General features: G+C 35.6%; 15 protein-coding genes. 14 read left to right on the top strand and 1 reads right to left on the bottom strand.

Features of this window, described 5'->3' with window-relative positions:
• Positions 1-44 precede the first annotated feature (44 nt).
• Complete coding sequence (locus HMPREF0631_RS09255; RefSeq protein ID WP_002844688.1) at positions 45-338, bottom strand: Dabb family protein; 294 nt, start codon at positions 336-338, stop codon at positions 45-47.
• Positions 339-579: 241 nt separating this feature from the next.
• Between HMPREF0631_RS09255 and HMPREF0631_RS09250 the strand changes: the two genes are divergently transcribed.
• The 14 genes from HMPREF0631_RS09250 (at position 580) to HMPREF0631_RS09185 (ending at position 16,428) form a co-directional block, all read left to right on the top strand.
• Complete coding sequence (locus tag HMPREF0631_RS09250) at positions 580-1,254, top strand: response regulator transcription factor (protein ID WP_002844705.1); 675 nt, start codon at positions 580-582, stop codon at positions 1,252-1,254.
• 6 nt (positions 1,255-1,260) lie between these two features.
• Complete coding sequence (locus HMPREF0631_RS09245) at positions 1,261-1,551, top strand: ATP-binding protein (protein WP_080547818.1); 291 nt, start codon at positions 1,261-1,263, stop codon at positions 1,549-1,551.
• Between the two features lie 10 nt (positions 1,552-1,561).
• Positions 1,562-2,935, top strand: a complete 1,374-nt coding sequence (locus HMPREF0631_RS09240; RefSeq protein ID WP_002844669.1) for an NCS2 family permease — start codon at positions 1,562-1,564, stop codon at positions 2,933-2,935.
• Between the two features lie 240 nt (positions 2,936-3,175).
• On the top strand, positions 3,176-4,795 hold the full coding sequence (locus HMPREF0631_RS09235) for an ABC-F family ATP-binding cassette domain-containing protein (protein WP_002844696.1): 1,620 nt from the start codon (positions 3,176-3,178) through the stop codon (positions 4,793-4,795).
• 398 nt (positions 4,796-5,193) lie between these two features.
• On the top strand, positions 5,194-5,769 hold the full coding sequence (locus tag HMPREF0631_RS09230) for a recombinase family protein (protein WP_227214060.1): 576 nt from the start codon (positions 5,194-5,196) through the stop codon (positions 5,767-5,769).
• Positions 5,770-5,854: 85 nt separating this feature from the next.
• Positions 5,855-6,478, top strand: a complete 624-nt coding sequence (locus HMPREF0631_RS09225; RefSeq protein WP_002844675.1) for an NUDIX hydrolase — start codon at positions 5,855-5,857, stop codon at positions 6,476-6,478.
• Between the two features lie 250 nt (positions 6,479-6,728).
• The gene (locus HMPREF0631_RS09220) at positions 6,729-7,019 is read left to right on the top strand and encodes an MTH1187 family thiamine-binding protein (RefSeq protein WP_002844722.1); all 291 of its coding nucleotides are present in this window, start codon (positions 6,729-6,731) and stop codon (positions 7,017-7,019) included.
• Positions 6,994-7,794 carry an ABC transporter permease gene (locus tag HMPREF0631_RS09215; RefSeq protein WP_039866555.1) on the top strand — a complete coding sequence of 267 codons (801 nt, stop codon included), beginning with the start codon at positions 6,994-6,996 and terminating at the stop codon, positions 7,792-7,794. The genes HMPREF0631_RS09220 and HMPREF0631_RS09215 overlap by 26 nt, the downstream gene beginning before the upstream one ends.
• 2 nt (positions 7,795-7,796) lie before the next feature.
• Positions 7,797-8,816: an ABC transporter substrate-binding protein gene (locus tag HMPREF0631_RS09210; protein WP_002844714.1), complete on the top strand. Its 1,020-nt coding sequence runs from the start codon at positions 7,797-7,799 to the stop codon at positions 8,814-8,816.
• Complete coding sequence (locus HMPREF0631_RS09205; protein ID WP_002844718.1) at positions 8,791-9,507, top strand: ABC transporter ATP-binding protein; 717 nt, start codon at positions 8,791-8,793, stop codon at positions 9,505-9,507. The genes HMPREF0631_RS09210 and HMPREF0631_RS09205 overlap by 26 nt, the downstream gene beginning before the upstream one ends.
• 125 nt (positions 9,508-9,632) lie before the next feature.
• On the top strand, positions 9,633-12,308 hold the full coding sequence (gene mutS, locus HMPREF0631_RS09200) for a DNA mismatch repair protein MutS (protein WP_002844716.1): 2,676 nt from the start codon (positions 9,633-9,635) through the stop codon (positions 12,306-12,308).
• A gap of 20 nt (positions 12,309-12,328) precedes the next feature.
• Positions 12,329-14,212: a DNA mismatch repair endonuclease MutL gene (gene mutL / locus HMPREF0631_RS09195; protein ID WP_002844713.1), complete on the top strand. Its 1,884-nt coding sequence runs from the start codon at positions 12,329-12,331 to the stop codon at positions 14,210-14,212.
• A 2-nt stretch (positions 14,213-14,214) separates the two neighbouring features.
• The gene (miaA, locus tag HMPREF0631_RS09190; protein ID WP_002844687.1) at positions 14,215-15,141 is read left to right on the top strand and encodes a tRNA (adenosine(37)-N6)-dimethylallyltransferase MiaA; all 927 of its coding nucleotides are present in this window, start codon (positions 14,215-14,217) and stop codon (positions 15,139-15,141) included.
• A gap of 12 nt (positions 15,142-15,153) precedes the next feature.
• Positions 15,154-16,428, top strand: a complete 1,275-nt coding sequence (locus HMPREF0631_RS09185) for a methionine gamma-lyase family protein (RefSeq protein ID WP_002844699.1) — start codon at positions 15,154-15,156, stop codon at positions 16,426-16,428.
• Positions 16,429-16,458: the final 30 nt, after the last annotated feature.

The raw sequence follows: 16,458 nt of genomic DNA, 5'->3' as shown, positions 1-16,458 counted from the left end.
GAAAAGAACTGGTATGTGCCAGTTCTTTTCTTATATTCCTCTATTTATATCTCAATATCTATAGCCGCTTTTGATGCTAGGCCAATTTCCTTCATCTTGTTTAGAAAGTCTACATGACGAGGGTGTTTTATATACTTTGACAATTCTTGTCCCTTAGGTATATTCACAAATATTACTAAGTCCATGTTAGGATCTAGGTCAAGACAGTTTGTATGGTACTTATAAGAATCTATAACCTTATATTCATCTCTCAACTGATCATATATAGATGAAACTATTGGTCCAAGTGTAGATTCGTCCTGTTTTTTATCAAACTTTAACATTACAATATGCTGCATAAGTCGCCTCCTAATATTTTTTATCTACTACTATTATATACTAGCAATCACAGTTAATCTACTTAAAACCTAAAAGTCTTTATAAAAATCCACTTGCCAAATTACCAATCTGAATGTTATAATTATATTCTAATAAAAATATTCGTACTTTTGCAACAAGCTATTTTGATATTAGTTAAAAATTATGATATAATTGATGTATATTTTTAATAACTGAGATTAATTTTTAAGGAGAGATATAATGCATCAACATAGAATACTGATTATAGATGATGACCTGAGTATTCAGGATCTTCTAGCTGAGTTTTTCACAGCGAATGACTATAGTGTAGATTGCGCCAATAATGGAGTAGAAGGCATTAAGTTATTTAGGGATAACCTAGGCTACGATTTGATACTCTTGGATATTATGATGCCCAATTTAGACGGCTATACTACATGCAAAATGATTAGAAATACATCTAAGGTCCCTATAATTTTTATGTCGGCCCTCAATGCTGAGAATGACCAACTAAAAGGATATGAACTGGGTTGTGACGACTATATAACAAAACCATTTTCATTTAACCTACTAGTTAAGAAAGTAGAGGCTGTTCTTAAAAGAACTTCTGAGACTTCACCAACTAATAGCATAGTTTTTGACAAGATGCATCTAGATTTAGATACATATTCAATAAGTATTGATGGAAATACAGTAGAACTTACACTTAAGGAATTTAACATCCTAAAAACACTGATAGAAAAGTATCCGCAAATAATAACAAGAGAGAGTCTCTTAGATCAAATATGGGGGTATGATTACTACGGAGATACAAGGATTGTCGATGCTCACATCAAGAACATACGCAAAAAATTAAAGATTCCTTATATAAGAACTGTGAAGGGTATAGGTTATACACTTGAAAAAATATTCTAAAAATTAATATCAGTATACGAATATAAGAAAGTTTTTTCACCTACATATATACGCTTTATAGTGGAGAATACAGGTGTTACAATCCATGATGATAAAATAAAGAATGTGTTCGTACCCTTTTATAGGGTCGATTCATCAAGAAACAAGGATACTGGTAGTAGCGGCCTTGGCCTTTACCTTGTTTCAGAACTATTAAAAAAGCAAGGCTGCAGGTATGACATCTATTGTAAGGAAAACTCTACTGTTTTTATAGTGGATATAAAGGCTTACAATAAGTCAAATAATGATTACATATAGGAGGTATTCAATGAATTCGACTAACGAATTGACTGGTATTCAGAAACTATTTCCTCTATTAGCAGAAAAGAATGTTAATATGAGAAGAGAAATTGTAGCTGGTATCACAACATTTTTGACAATGGCTTATATCATAGCCGTTAACCCAAGCACACTAGCAGCGACTGGTATGGATGCAGGTGCCCTAGTAACAGGTACGTGTATAGCAGCAGCCCTAGGTTGTTTCTTGATGGGCTTTATAGCCAATCTACCATTTGCCCTAGCTTCAGGTATGGGACTAAATGCATTCTTTGCATACACAGTAGTATTAAAGGGTGGAGTTTCTTGGGAAATTGCACTTTCAGCAGTATTTGTAGAAGGTATTATATTTATTTTCTTGACACTATTCAAGGTTCGTGAGGCGGTTGTTAACTCAATTCCACTTAATATGAAGCATGCTGTTACTGCAGGTATAGGTATCTTTATAGCATTTATAGGTCTTAAGGGTAGTGGTTTTATAGTTGCCAATGAAGCAACACTAGTAAGCATGGGTCATATAAGCCCTACTGTAATATTCGCTTTTGTAGGTCTTTTAGTAATAGGAATTTTTGATAAGAAAAATATAAAGGGGGCTATCCTTGCTGGAATAGTTGTTTCTTCATTCCTAGCATGGGGCTATGCACTTATAAATCCAGAAACAGCTACAAAGCTTGGTATATACCTTCCAGCAGGTGTATTTAAGTACGAGTCTATAAATCCAATAGCTGGTAAGGTAGACTTTTCATTCTTAGCACATCCAAACCACATAGGTAATTTCCTAGTTGTTGTTTGTACACTACTATTCGTTGACTTCTTCGATACAGTTGGTACACTTGTAGGTGTTTGTTCTAAGGCTAATATGCTAGATGAAGAGGGCAAGGTTCCAAATGTAGGTAGAGCCCTTCTTTCTGACTCTATAGCAACTACTATAGGTGCTTTACTAGGTGTTTCTACAGTTACTACATACGTTGAATCATCTACTGGTGTTCTTGCGGGAGGTAGGACAGGATATACAGCTATAACTACAGGAGTTCTTTTCCTACTAGCTATGTTCTTCTCTCCAATATTTATTGCAATACCTGCTTGCGCAACAGCTCCAGCCTTAATATATGTTGGATTTTTGATGATATCTTCACTACACAATATAGATATACACAATGTAACTGAAGGTCTACCAGCATTTATAACAGTTGTAGCAATGCCACTTACATACTCAATAGGTGACGGTCTTACAATAGGTATACTTTCATATGTAGTAATCAACCTACTATACAACCTATTCTCTAAGAAGGAAGATAGGGAGCATGTATCTTGGGTAATGATTATACTTGCTATATTATTTGCTGCAAAGCTGATGTTTATGTAGGATAGCATCTATTAAAAATAAGAAATAAGTACAAGGGTCTAAGATATGTTTTAATATTTTAGGCCTTTTATTTTTATACTATATATAAACAATATTTTTGTATTTTATATTATTAATAGCCTATTGGACTAGATTTAAATTGGTCCTGTATGGTATAATAGAGGCAGTGTGTTTCAGACAAAACACGAACGTTAAATAAGATTAAAAGAGATTATAAACAAGAATAGAAAGGAAATTAATATGTTACAAGTAACAGATGTAGGTCTTAGATTTGGAGACAAGGAACTATATAAAGAAGTAAACCTGAAGTTTACAAAGGGAAATTGCTACGGTATCATAGGAGCCAACGGAGCTGGTAAATCTACCTTCCTTAAGATTTTATCAGGGGAAATAGAGCCAAATACAGGTAGTGTATCAATAACAGAAAAAGAAAGAATGTCTGTATTACAGCAGGACCACTTTAAATATGATGAGTTTACTGTACTAGATACAGTTATAATGGGACATGAGAGACTTTGGACTATCATGAAGGAAAAAGATGCCCTATACATGAAGGAAGATTTTTCTGATGAAGATGGTATAAAGGCAGCAGAACTTGAAGGAGAATTCGCTGAGTTAGACGGTTGGGATGCTGAGACAAATGCAGAAAAGATTCTTATGGGACTAGGTATAGACAAGGAATTCCACTATAGCCTAATGAATGAAATGACAGGTTCAGACAAGGTTAAGGTATTACTTGCCCAGTCCCTATTTGGTAACCCAGAGATACTACTACTGGATGAGCCTACTAACCACCTTGACTACGCTTCTATAAAGTGGTTAAATGAGTTTATTATAGGTCTAGATGACACTATAGTAATAGTTGTATCCCACGATAGACATTTCCTAAATACTATATGTACTCACATAGTTGACGTAGACTTTGGTAAAATCCAGTTATATACTGGTAACTATGACTTCTGGTATGAATCAAGCCAGCTAGCACTTCAGCTTATGAAGGACCAGAACAAAAAGAACGAAGAAAAGATAGCCCAGCTAAAGGAATTTATCGCTAGGTTCTCTTCTAACGCTTCTAAGGCCAAGCAGGCTACATCTAGAAAGAAGCAGTTAGACAAGTTGAATATAGAGGAAATACAGCCTTCTAGACGTAAGTATCCATACGTAGCTTTCAAGCCTGAAAGAGAAATTGGAAATGAAGTACTAGAAGTAAAGAACATAACTAAGGTTGTTGACGGTGTAAAGATATTAGATAATATATCATTTAGACTAGACAACGAAGACAAGGTAGTGTTTATGGGTGATGATATGGCAGCAACAGCCCTATTCAACATACTTACTGAAAATGATACAGACTTTGAAGGTGAATTCAAGTGGGGTGTAACTACATCACAGGACTATATGCCAAAGAACCACAATAATTTTTTCGATGACTGTAGTTATTCACTAGTTGACTGGCTAAGACAGTATTCAGAAGAAAAGAGTGAGTCTTATATAAGAGGATTTTTGGGTAGGATGTTATTTTCAGGTGATGAAGCCCTAAAAGAAGCCAATGTCCTAAGTGGAGGAGAGAAGGTTAGGTGTCTATTATCCAAGCTAATGCTATCAAATGCAAATGTACTATTGCTAGATGATCCGACAAACCACCTTGACCTTGAATCTATAACATCAGTCAATAAGGCCCTAGAAAACTTTACAGGAGTTCTACTATTCACATCTCATGACCACCAGTTTATAGACTCTATAGCAAATAGAATAATATTTATAGGTGAAAATGGAATACTTGATAGAAAGATGAACTTCGATGACTTTATTGAGAGCGAAGAAATTCAGGGACTACTTAATAAGATAGTTCAGCAATAGCAATAAAGTAGAATAAGAAAAATTAATCAAATTAATAGTGTCATATATAAGTTGCATTTTGATACCGTGACTTATATATGACTTTTTAATATATAAAATGAATACTTTAGACAGAAAAATATAAAAATTCATTAATTGATTTGTAAATTGTATTCATAAATTATAGTTTATACCAATAAATAGTTGTCATAAAGTCTTTTAGGTCTTTTTATCAGTCATATCTAGTTACCAAAAATATTTTTAAATTTTTGAACATTAGTTATTGTTTTTGGACGCCCACCTGTGATATAATACATCTTGTAAGAACGTGTGTGCTAAGGGATATTTTTCCATTTTTTTACTGGATTTATTATATGTAAGTTTTTAGAATTTAGTTATAAGTTATGAAACATCAGGAGGTGTTGGACTTGATATATGGTTATTGTAGAGCAACGACTGCAAAACAAATAGAGTCGGGCTATCTAGAGGAACAAGAGAATTTAATAACAGACAGGTACTATGGTTGTAATATTTTAAAGGAAACTTCTCTAGATATGAACACAAAACCTGAGTTTGACAAGCTTCTTAAGAGTCTTAAGGCAGATGACACTATAGTAGTTACCAGGTTAGATAGGTTTGCTACATCTATTGGTGATACCTTTGAGATAATTAGGGATCTTAGGTCTAGAGGCATAAATATCCATATATTGAATATCGGTCTTTTCGATTCTTCAGTCTTGGGTAAAATTCTCTACGATACAATCCTTGCTATAAATGAGTTTGAAAAAGCCCTTCTTGTGGAAAGGATACAGTCTGGTAAGAATAAGGCCAAGAAAACTAGTGGATTTAGAGAGGGTAGACCAAAGAAGTACACTGATGAACAAATAAACCAAGCAGTCGAAATGCTTAATTCATATTCTTACAAAAAAGTAGAAGAGATGACTGGCATATCAAAGAGTACCTTAATAAGGGCAAAAAAACAATCATCTAAGTAATTTTTTTAAATAGCAATTTAATAAAAGACTTTACAGGGGCTGACCATTTGGTCTAGCCCCTAAGATTTTAGTAGGAGGTTTTGACATGTATGATATAGACAAGTTTAAAAATGTAGGGACTAAGATTCTAAGCCCAACCTACCAGATGCACTCTTCAGTCGTATTGCCAGTTATAGAAATTACTGGTGAAGACCATATACTCTTTGAACTTAGGAATTCTAAGCTAAAGCACCAACCTGGCGAGGTATCTTTTCCGGGTGGAAGGGTAGAAAAAGATGAAGAGTCAAGGGCCGCTGCAATTAGGGAATTTTGCGAGGAAATTGAGGCAGAAGAATCCCAGCTAGAGATTATATCTAGGATATTTGAATATGCAACTCCTACTAGAGGTCTAATACACTGTTACCTTGCTAGGATAGATAAAAATATTGATCTTTCAATATCAAATGATGAAGTAGAGCGACTATTCACAGTGCCAATATCATTTTTCAAGGACCAAAAGCCTCTTGTATTTAAGAATGCATCTGTAATTGTTCCAGACGAAAAATTAGAGCTATCAGGACTACTAGAAAGGCTAAATATACCACTAAAGGGAGAAGAGTCCTATTCATGGCCTACTCTGTATTATGATATACCTTTTTATGAGTATGAAGAATTTATTATCTGGGGTATAACAGCAAATATGGTAAGAAATTTCGTAGAGATGCTCTGATTTTATGTACTAGATTTATTTATGTGGTAGATTTATCAGTATACAACTTAATTCGTTAAAATGAAAATAATGATTAATTTTTGTAATTCTGTGATATAATTATAATAGATAAACTGAATGTAAGGGGAGCGGTTGCTGAGAGGAATAAATATTCGACCCATAAGACTTTGGATAATGCCGGAGTTTATAAAAGTCTCCAGCACGGGGACTTTTTTTTAGCTTATCAATAAAATACAAGGAGATATTAGATATGGTGATAGCAGATATAGCCGTAATGCCTTTGCGTCCATATGGTTGTGAAGAGGAAATGTACAAAATAGTAGACGAGTGTATAGAACTTGCTAAGAAAAGTGGTCTTAAGTATGAAATAGGAGCCAACTCTACCACTATAGAGGGGGATTTAGATGATGTATTCGAACTTTCTAAAAAAATCCACCTTTTACCTTTTGAATTGGGATGTGAAAGAGTAATTACAATCGTAAGAGTTGACCAGAAAAAAGGTGGTATAACAATTGATGAAAAACTACAACATCACAGATAATAAAGCTAAGAATCTTAGTAAAGATAGGTTCTTATATAAGTCGACATTATTCTATCCCATAATTACCTTTATAAGCCTATTGTTTGTGTGGGAGTTAATTTGCGTTAAAATGAGTGTGCCATCATACATACTGCCAAAGCCTAGTGATATAGGACTCGAATTTAGGGATGATTACAGGCTTTTATTTATGCATTCAATGGTAACACTTGAAGAGACTATAATTGGTTTTTTGATTTCAATTGTGTTTGCCCTATTTGTGGGTATACTTATGGATTTTATTCCAATTATAAAAAAATGCTTTTATCCAATAATGTATATAACTCAGATGATACCTACGATTACAATAGCACCTTTATTGGTTATATGGTTTGGTTTTGGAATCAAGTCTAAGGTATTGTGTGTTGTATTGACTTGTTTCTTTCCTGTCCTTATCAACTTTATGGCTGGGATAGAGTCAATTGACAGAGACTACTTAAATTTATTTAAGGTAATGAAATCAAGCAAGATTAATACCTTTATTCACCTAAAGTTCCCTATGTCTATGGACAAATTCTTCACTGGTCTAACCATATCTTCAACCTATGCTTTTGTAGCAGCAACAGTTGCAGAGTGGCTTGGAGGTAGCATAGGACTTGGAGTCTATATGGTCAGAGCAAAATCTTCATATGCCTTGGACAAGGTATTTGCATGTACAATTTTAGTAGTAATATTCAGTTTGATTTTTGTTGGTATTATTACTTTATTAAAAAATCTATATTTTAAAAACAGGAGGTAAACATGAAAATAAAGAAATTATTATCACTTACTCTGGTAGGGGCATTATCCCTAGGAATACTGTCAGGATGCAGTGGTTCTGGCAAAAAGGCAGATGAAAAATCTGATAAGCTTAAAAAGGTTACACTAGTATTGGACTATGCACCTAATACTAATCACACTGGTATCTATGTAGCAAAAGAAAAGGGTTACTACAAGGAAATGGGCATAGACTTAAATATTGTTCAGCCATCAGATAGTGGTTCAACTACTGTAGTTGCAACAAACCAAGCACAGTTTGGTATATCTTACCAGGAAGATGTGACATATGCTCTTACACAGGAAAAAGATCCTCTTCCAATAAAGGCAATAGCTGCTATTATTCAGCACAACACATCAGGCTTTGCATCTCCAGTAGCCAAGAACATCAAGTCACCTAAGGACTTTGAAGGAAAGACTTATGGAGGTTGGGGTTCTCCGTCTGAAGAAGCTATAATAAAACTTGCTATGGAAAAAAATGGATCAGACTTTAGCAAACTTAAAAGAGTTGATATAGGTCAGGATGACTTCTTTACTGCTACTAAAAAGAGCATAGACTTTGCATGGGTATTTGAAGGTTGGGATGTTGTAAAATCAAAAATACTTAAGGAAGACCTAAACTACATACCGATAAAGGATATTGATCCTAAGCTTGACTACTATACACCTATTATAATAACTAGCAAAAAGATAATAGATGAAGATTCAGACCTAGTAAAGAAATTTATGCAAGCCACTGCCAAGGGATACGATTTTGCTATAAAAAATCCAAAGGACTCTGCAGCTATCCTATCAAAGGCAGTTCCAGAGCTAGACAAGACACTAGTGGAAAAGAGCCAGGAATTCTTAGCATCTAAGTACAAGGATGATGCTCCAGTATGGGGACAGATGAAGGACGAAACTTGGAAGGGTTATGCTGATTTCATGAAATCTAATGGTCTTATAAAGAAAGACTTAAATGTTAAAGAGGCGTATACTAATGAGTTCTTACCAGCAGAAAAATAAGATATATCTCAAAAATTTAGATAAATTCTATCTTGGTGAACCCATACTAAAAGACATAAATATAGTCCTAAACAAGGGTGAATTGGTATCTATTGTCGGACCAAGTGGTTGTGGCAAGTCTACTATATTCAATATAATAAGCGGAATAGAAGAAAAGGATAATGGTGAGGTATATGTAAATGGCCACCTTGGCTATATGTATCAAAAGGATCTCCTATTACCCTACAAGACTATCATAGACAATGTGTCCCTACCCCTAGTATTGTCCGGTATGTCAAAGGTCAAGGCCAGACAAGAGGTAGAGAACTATTTCGATATATTTGACCTTAAGGGATATGAGTTAAGCTATCCAAGACAATTGTCTGGTGGTATGAAGCAGAGGGCTAATTTTTTGAGGACCTATGTATGCTCTAGAGATATAATGTTACTTGATGAACCCTTTGGCGCCCTGGACTCAATCACTAAGGCATCTCTTATAGATTGGTTTTCAGGAGTTAGAAAAAAGATGAATTCGACTATTTTGCTTATAACCCATGATATTGATGAAGCTATCAGCCTATCAGATAGGATATATGTTCTATCTACTAAACCAGCCATGGTTAAAAAAGAATTTACAGTGGATGAAATAAGCAAAAACAATCCAGAAAAAAGAGCAAGTCTAAAATCCGAAATACTATCCTTACTTACATAAGAAATATTCTTGAGAACCTAGTCAATAATTGGCTGGGTTCTTTTTATATAAATGAATTTTGTGTTATAATAATATATTAGAGATTATGCAATAAAATCATAATTACAAGCGTATTGGAGGTATATATGGAAATAGATAAGTCAAAGCTTTCCCCTATGATGAAGCATTATTTAGATACAAAAGAAGAATACAAGGATTGTATATTATTTTATAGATTAGGCGATTTTTATGAAATGTTTTTTGATGATGCACTTTTGGCATCTAAGGTACTAGATATCACCCTTACTGGAAAGGCATGTGGTCTAGAAGAAAGGGCTCCTATGTGTGGTGTTCCCTACCACTCAGTGTCATCCTATCTTACAAGGTTGATCCAAGCAGGTTACAAGGTAGCTATAGGCGAACAGGTAGAAGATCCCTCTACTGCCAAGGGTCTAGTAAAAAGAGAGGTCGTGAAGGTAGTTACTCCGGGCACATTGCTTGAAGAGGACAGTCTTGAAAACACTTCAAATAACTATTTGATGGCAGTATACTTTGGGAATGATGCAGCCTCTATATCATATACTGATATATCAACTGGTGAACTAAATACAACAATGATAGATCCTAAAAAAGTGAAGGATGAAATAGCCAAGGTAGGTCCCAAAGAACTGATTACAAATAGACCTGAGTTTTTGGACTCTATTAGGTCCTTGGCAGCAATTGCCAATATTTATTTGAATGAAGATTTTGATAAAGACTTGCTGGACAAGAATATCCTAAATGATATTTTTGATAGGTCCTACCTAGAAAAAAATATGATATTTAATAATCACCCTATGGAATCTTCATTGTCAATAGTCCTAAACTATATAAGAAATACACAGATGATATCTTCTAATAATATAAATAGGATAAATGTATACAAATCAAATGACTACATGGTACTTGACCTATTTACAAGGGTAAATCTTGAACTTACAAAGACTATTAGAAGCTCCAATAAAAAGGGATCTCTACTACAGGTTATAGACTCTACATCTACTCCTATGGGGGCAAGAATGCTCAGAAAATTTATCGAGCAACCCCTAATGAATGTAGACCTTATCAATAGGAGACTAGATATAACTGAGGCTATTTTGAGTGATTTTAACCTGAGGGAAAATCTAAGAGAAAGTCTTGAAAGAATATACGATTTGGAGAGGATATGTGCAAAGGTAGCCTATGATAAGGTCAATCCTAAGGACCTGATAAACCTTAAGAACTCTATAGCCAAGCTACCAGAGATAGTGACTACAATAGCAAACTCAGATTCACCTGCTTTAGACAAGTTCAAGTCTTCAATAGACTGCCTGTACGATATATACAGGCTAATAGATGAGTCAATCCTCGAGGAACCAAGCCAGGGCCTTAAGGACGGAAATATCATTAAGAGCCAGTATTCAAAGGACCTCTATGAACTTAGGGACATATACAACAACGGGTCTAGTATAATCAAGGACATAGAAAAAAGAGAAAAAGAAAGAACTGGAGCCAAGACCCTTAAGATAGGATACAACAAAGTATTCGGCTACTATATAGAGATAACTAAGGCAGCCCTAGTCCAGTTAGACCTTGATGATTCATATATCAGAAAGCAGACCTTGGTCAATGCTGAGAGATTTATAACTCCTGAACTAAAAGAAGTTGAGGACAAGATAATAAATGCAGAAGACAAGATAAAGAGCCTAGAGTACTCTATTTTCAAGGATATTAGAAACACGATTTACGATAATATAGACAGGATTCAAGTTGTTGCCAACACCATAGCTGAGCTTGACGTATATGTTTCAAATGCAATCATAGCCAACAAAAATTCTTATTCAAGACCTTATGTATCAGAATCAGGTCAACTTGAAATAATAGATGGTAGGCACCCTGTTATTGAGCAAATAATGGGGCAAGAAAACTTTATAGCAAACAAGACATCCATGAATGATAACAACAAGATCCATATAATTACAGGACCAAATATGTCCGGTAAGTCCACATATATGAGACAGACTGCCCTTATATGTTTAATGGCCCATATAGGTTCATTTGTACCTGCATCATCAGCAAGGATACCAATCCTAGATAGGATATTTACTAGGGTAGGGGCTAGCGATGACCTATCACAAGGCCAGTCGACATTTATGGTAGAGATGGATGAGGTCAGCCAGATACTAAAAAATGCAACAAAATACTCTCTTATAATCCTTGACGAGGTCGGTAGGGGTACATCTACATATGATGGTATATCCCTTGCTTGGTCCATAGTAGAATATATACATGATAGGATAGGGGCCAAGACTCTTTTTGCAACTCACTACCATGAGTTAACAGACCTTGAAAACACCTATGACAATATCAAGAACTACTCTGTGGATGTAAAAGAAGAAGGAGATGACATTATATTTTTAAGGAAGATAGTAGACCGTGCAGCTGATAGGAGTTATGGTATTTATGTTGCCAAACTTGCCAAGTTGCCAGATGACCTGATAAAAAGGGCAGACTCTATCTTAAAAGACCTAGAAAAAAATCACCTAAATAACTCAGAGTCAATATCTCAAGCTACTGGTATATATCCTAAAGAAGAAAATGAAGAAGAAATCCGCCAGCTTAGTTTTGATTTTGTACTTGAAAGGGAATCAAAGAAAAATATTCCTATGGATGAACAAATAGACCTATCTCCATATAAGGATATAATCAGCGAGATAAAGAATATAGATATGATGAACACAACGCCATTACAGCTGATGAATATATTATATCAGCTACAAGACAAGGCTAAAAAGATAAAGTAAAAACAAAGTAAGGAGGTCTTATGGCAAAAATAAATATACTAGATGATTCAACCATCAATAAGATAGCGGCTGGTGAAGTCGTTGAAAGACCCTCTTCAATAATCAAGGAGTTGGTCGAAAACTCAATAGATGCAGGATCATCATATATAAGCATAGAGATAGAAAACGGAGGTAAAGACCTAATCAGGATAGTGGATAATGGTTCGGGCATAGACAAAGATGATGTAAACAAGGCTTTTTTAAGGCACGCTACAAGTAAGATAAACACAGTAGAAGACCTATCATCTCTTGAATCCTTAGGATTTAGGGGTGAGGCCCTTGCATCAATATCTGCTGTTTCAAAACTTGAGATGCTTACAAAAACAGAAGAAGCCCTAATTGGTCTTAGGATTGTCTTAGATGGAGGTAAGATAAGAGAAAAAGAAGCTACAAGTGCCAATAGGGGTACGCAAATATCTGTAAGGGACTTGTTTTTCAATACACCTGCGAGAAGGAAATTTCTAAAGTCAAACCAAGCTGAAGCCCAGGCCATAACAGATATCGTAAACAAGATAGCCATAGGTAACCCTTCTATAAAAATAAAGTATATAAATAATTCTAAAACCATCTATGAAACCCTAGGAGATGGGTCTATCATAAACGCTATTAGGATGATTTACGGACGTGATATATCTGAAAACCTAATTGAGATAGACTATAGGTCAAAATACTTTAGCATAAGTGGCTACCTAGGCAATAACAATATATACAGGGGCAACAGAAACCACCAGCACCTATATATAAACGGTAGATATATCAAGAGCCCCAATATAAGCAAGAAAATAAACGATGCCTACAAGGCTATAATACCGATCAACAAGTATCCTATATATTTTGTAAACATAAGTGTTGACCCTGCCAAGGTAGATGTAAATATCCATCCTAGCAAGTTAGAGGTCAAGTTTGACCAAGAAGAGGAAATACTAAACGAACTTTCGGACTTTGTAAGAGGTATACTCCTAAAGTCTAGTTTGGTTGGAAGATATAAGGATAATAGTAGGGGTAAAGACCTCTATAATAAAAACTCCTTTGCTGGTTTTAACTCTTTTTCATATTCACCCAAAGAGGTGGAAAATAATCTTACAAGCACTGCTATTAGAGAAGACGTTAGTAATTCTTGTAGCAATCAAAATACTAATGAGTCTCCAAGAGTCCAAGCTGATATGATACAGACACCTATAAGGTTAAGTGATATAAACAATGGTGGCATACAAGATAAGAAGGAAGTCGATTCAAAAATGGAATACCAACAGTCTAGTTTTATAGAGGAGAGTCCTGATAGAAACCCGGATTTTATTGGATTAAAGTTTATAGGTATAATTTTTGACACTTATATAATCTTCAGTAAAAATGACGATATGATAATGTTAGACCAGCACGCAGCCCATGAAAGAATCAGGTTTGAAATGTATATGTCAAAGTACAAGGCCAATGACATATCAGTCCAGATGCTAATTGATCCTATAATTATGGATCTTGATGCCAATGACATGGATACTGTCAGAAAAAATATAGATGTATTCTCTAGCTTTGGCTTCCTTGTTGAGGAGTTTGGACATAGGTCAATATCAATTAGGGGACTGCCTAATACATTTGGTGAGCCAGAGTCAAAGAGGTTTATCTATGAACTAATAGACGGTCTAGGTAAAATAGATAATATATACGACACAAAGTATGACGAAATAGCAGAAATAGCTTGTAAGTCGGCCATAAAGGGAAATGACAAGATTTCGATTGAAGAGGCCAAGCACCTTATAGGACAACTTGAGGAATGCTCTAACCCTTACACTTGCCCACACGGTAGACCTACTATGGTCAAGATGACAAGATATGAAATAGAAAAGCTATTTAAGAGGAGGATGTAGGAATGACGGATAAAATACCAATACTTATACTCACTGGGCCTACAGCAGTCGGAAAAACAGCTCTATCTATCGAGCTTTCAAAGGTCTTAGGTGGTGAAATAATATCGGCAGACTCCATGCAAATATACAGAAAAATGGACATAGGCAGTGCCAAGATAAGCCAAGAAGAGATGGACTCAGTAGTCCACCATATGATAGATGTAGTAGATCCAGATGAGGATTTTTCAGTTGCAGACTTTCATGATATGGCAAGTCAAATCATAAGTGACATACACAAGAGGGGAAAGCTGGCAATAGTTACTGGTGGTACAGGACTATACCTAAATTCTCTAGTTTACGATATGGACTTTGGAGGTACAAATTCAGACCCTAGCATTAGAAAAGACCTAGAAGAAATACTAAATGACAAGGGAAAAGACTACCTTTATAGGCTTCTTCAAGACCTATCACCTGAAGCAGCCAAAAGAATCCACCCCAACAACACTAAGAGGGTCATCAGGGCCATCGAGGTATACAAGACAGGTGGAGACATGGGAGACTTTTCAAATGATCTAAAATACAACCCAAAATTTGATGCCAAAATAATCGTCTTAAACAGGGATAGGAGCATCTTATATGATAGGATAAACCAGAGAGTTGATATGATGTTTGACATGGGGCTACTAGATGAGGTCAAGGGACTACACCAAATGGGCTATACTAGTCAGATGCAGTCTATGAAGGGGATAGGCTACAAGGAAGTCCTAGAGTATTTTGATGGTAAGATGACCCTTGAAGAATCCATAGATATACTAAAGCAGGGAACTAGGAGATATGCTAAAAGGCAGATTACCTGGTTTAAGAGGTATGAAAACGCCCTTTGGTTAGACTTAGACAAGGTTACAGAACTTGATGATCAAATCGAGGCAATAAAAGATTTTATAAAATAAGAGGAGATTTTAATGTTAAAGGAAACAGAAGAATTACTACTAAAAGAATACGGAATCAATGAGAAAATTTTTGAACTATCAAAGGATGTGGATAGGGAGATTCAACCACAGTTTGAAAAAATCAAGGAAATAAGAGAATACAACCAGTTAAAGGTCCTAAATGCCATGCAAAAGGCCCACCTAAGTGACAACCACTTCAACTGGACTACTGGCTACGGCTACAATGATATAGGTAGGGAAAAGGTAGAGGAGATATTCTCAAATGTTTTCCATACTGAAGATGCCCTAGTCAGACCACAAATAGTAAATGGTACCCATGCACTATCTCTTACAGTCCAAGGTATAGTAAGACCTGGTGATGAGATACTTTCTATAACATCTGCACCATATGACACACTTCAAGGAGTTGTAGGTAGCAGAAAAGAAAAGGGAGACCTATCTGAATATGGAGTAACATATAAGCAAGTAGACTTCTTAGAAGATGGATCTATTGATATAGAGGGTGCAAAGGCAGCTATAAATGATAGAACTAAGCTTGTAATGATGCAGAGGTCTAAGGGATATGCATGGAGAAGGTCCCTATCTATAGAGGATATAAAAGAGGCCATAGATGCCGTTAAATCTGTAAAACCAGATGTCATAGTAATGATAGACAACTGCTATGGTGAATTTTTAGAGACCCTAGAACCTACAGATGTAGGAGTTGACGTCATGGCTGGGTCCCTAATCAAAAATCCCGGCGGTGGACTTGCCCTTACTGGTGGATATGTTGTAGGTAGAAAAGATCTTATAGAGCTAATTTCCTATAGGCTTACATGCCCAGGTATAGGAAAGGAATGTGGCTTGACTTTTGGTACTACTAGAAATGTCCTACAGGGCTTGTTTATAGCGCCTTATGTAGTATCACAGGCAGTCATGGGAGCTGTCTTCTGTGCAAGATTGTATGAAAGACTAGGCTACAAGGTCAACCCAGCCTATGATGATCCTAGAAGTGACATCATCCAGATAGTCCAGCTACACAATGGAAAAGAGGTTGTTAAGTTCTGTGAGGGTGTTCAGGCTGCTGCACCAGTTGATTCATTTGTAAGACCTGTTCCATGGGCTATGCCAGGCTATGACGACGAGGTAGTCATGGCTGCAGGTGCCTTTGTCCAAGGCTCATCAATAGAACTTAGCGCAGATGCACCTATAAGACCACCATATAATGTATACTTCCAGGGTGGTATGACTTATGATCATTCAAAAATGGGTTCTTTAAAAGCATTAGAATCTATGGGAATACTATAGTAACTGTTCTTAAAAAAAGAGAGTAGACCT

The sequence above is a fragment of the Peptostreptococcus anaerobius 653-L genome (assembly GCF_000178095.1).
Lineage (GTDB): Bacteria > Bacillota > Clostridia > Peptostreptococcales > Peptostreptococcaceae > Peptostreptococcus > Peptostreptococcus anaerobius.
This window is presented reverse-complemented; position numbering and strand designations above follow the sequence as displayed.

What these genes read in the sequence shown, in the direction of transcription:
- HMPREF0631_RS09255 (WP_002844688.1), bottom strand. Translation starts at nt 338, where the DNA reads ATGCAGCATATTGTAATGTTAAAGTTTGATAAAAAACAGGACGAATCT.
- HMPREF0631_RS09250 (WP_002844705.1), top strand. Translation starts at nt 580, where the DNA reads ATGCATCAACATAGAATACTGATTATAGATGATGACCTGAGTATTCAG.
- HMPREF0631_RS09240 (WP_002844669.1), top strand. Translation starts at nt 1,562, where the DNA reads ATGAATTCGACTAACGAATTGACTGGTATTCAGAAACTATTTCCTCTA.
- HMPREF0631_RS09235 (WP_002844696.1), top strand. Translation starts at nt 3,176, where the DNA reads ATGTTACAAGTAACAGATGTAGGTCTTAGATTTGGAGACAAGGAACTA.
- HMPREF0631_RS09225 (WP_002844675.1), top strand. Translation starts at nt 5,855, where the DNA reads ATGTATGATATAGACAAGTTTAAAAATGTAGGGACTAAGATTCTAAGC.
- HMPREF0631_RS09220 (WP_002844722.1), top strand. Translation starts at nt 6,729, where the DNA reads ATGGTGATAGCAGATATAGCCGTAATGCCTTTGCGTCCATATGGTTGT.
- HMPREF0631_RS09215 (WP_039866555.1), top strand. Translation starts at nt 6,994, where the DNA reads ATGAAAAACTACAACATCACAGATAATAAAGCTAAGAATCTTAGTAAA.
- HMPREF0631_RS09210 (WP_002844714.1), top strand. Translation starts at nt 7,797, where the DNA reads ATGAAAATAAAGAAATTATTATCACTTACTCTGGTAGGGGCATTATCC.
- HMPREF0631_RS09205 (WP_002844718.1), top strand. Translation starts at nt 8,791, where the DNA reads ATGAGTTCTTACCAGCAGAAAAATAAGATATATCTCAAAAATTTAGAT.
- mutS (WP_002844716.1), top strand. Translation starts at nt 9,633, where the DNA reads ATGGAAATAGATAAGTCAAAGCTTTCCCCTATGATGAAGCATTATTTA.
- mutL (WP_002844713.1), top strand. Translation starts at nt 12,329, where the DNA reads ATGGCAAAAATAAATATACTAGATGATTCAACCATCAATAAGATAGCG.
- miaA (WP_002844687.1), top strand. Translation starts at nt 14,215, where the DNA reads ATGACGGATAAAATACCAATACTTATACTCACTGGGCCTACAGCAGTC.
- HMPREF0631_RS09185 (WP_002844699.1), top strand. Translation starts at nt 15,154, where the DNA reads ATGTTAAAGGAAACAGAAGAATTACTACTAAAAGAATACGGAATCAAT.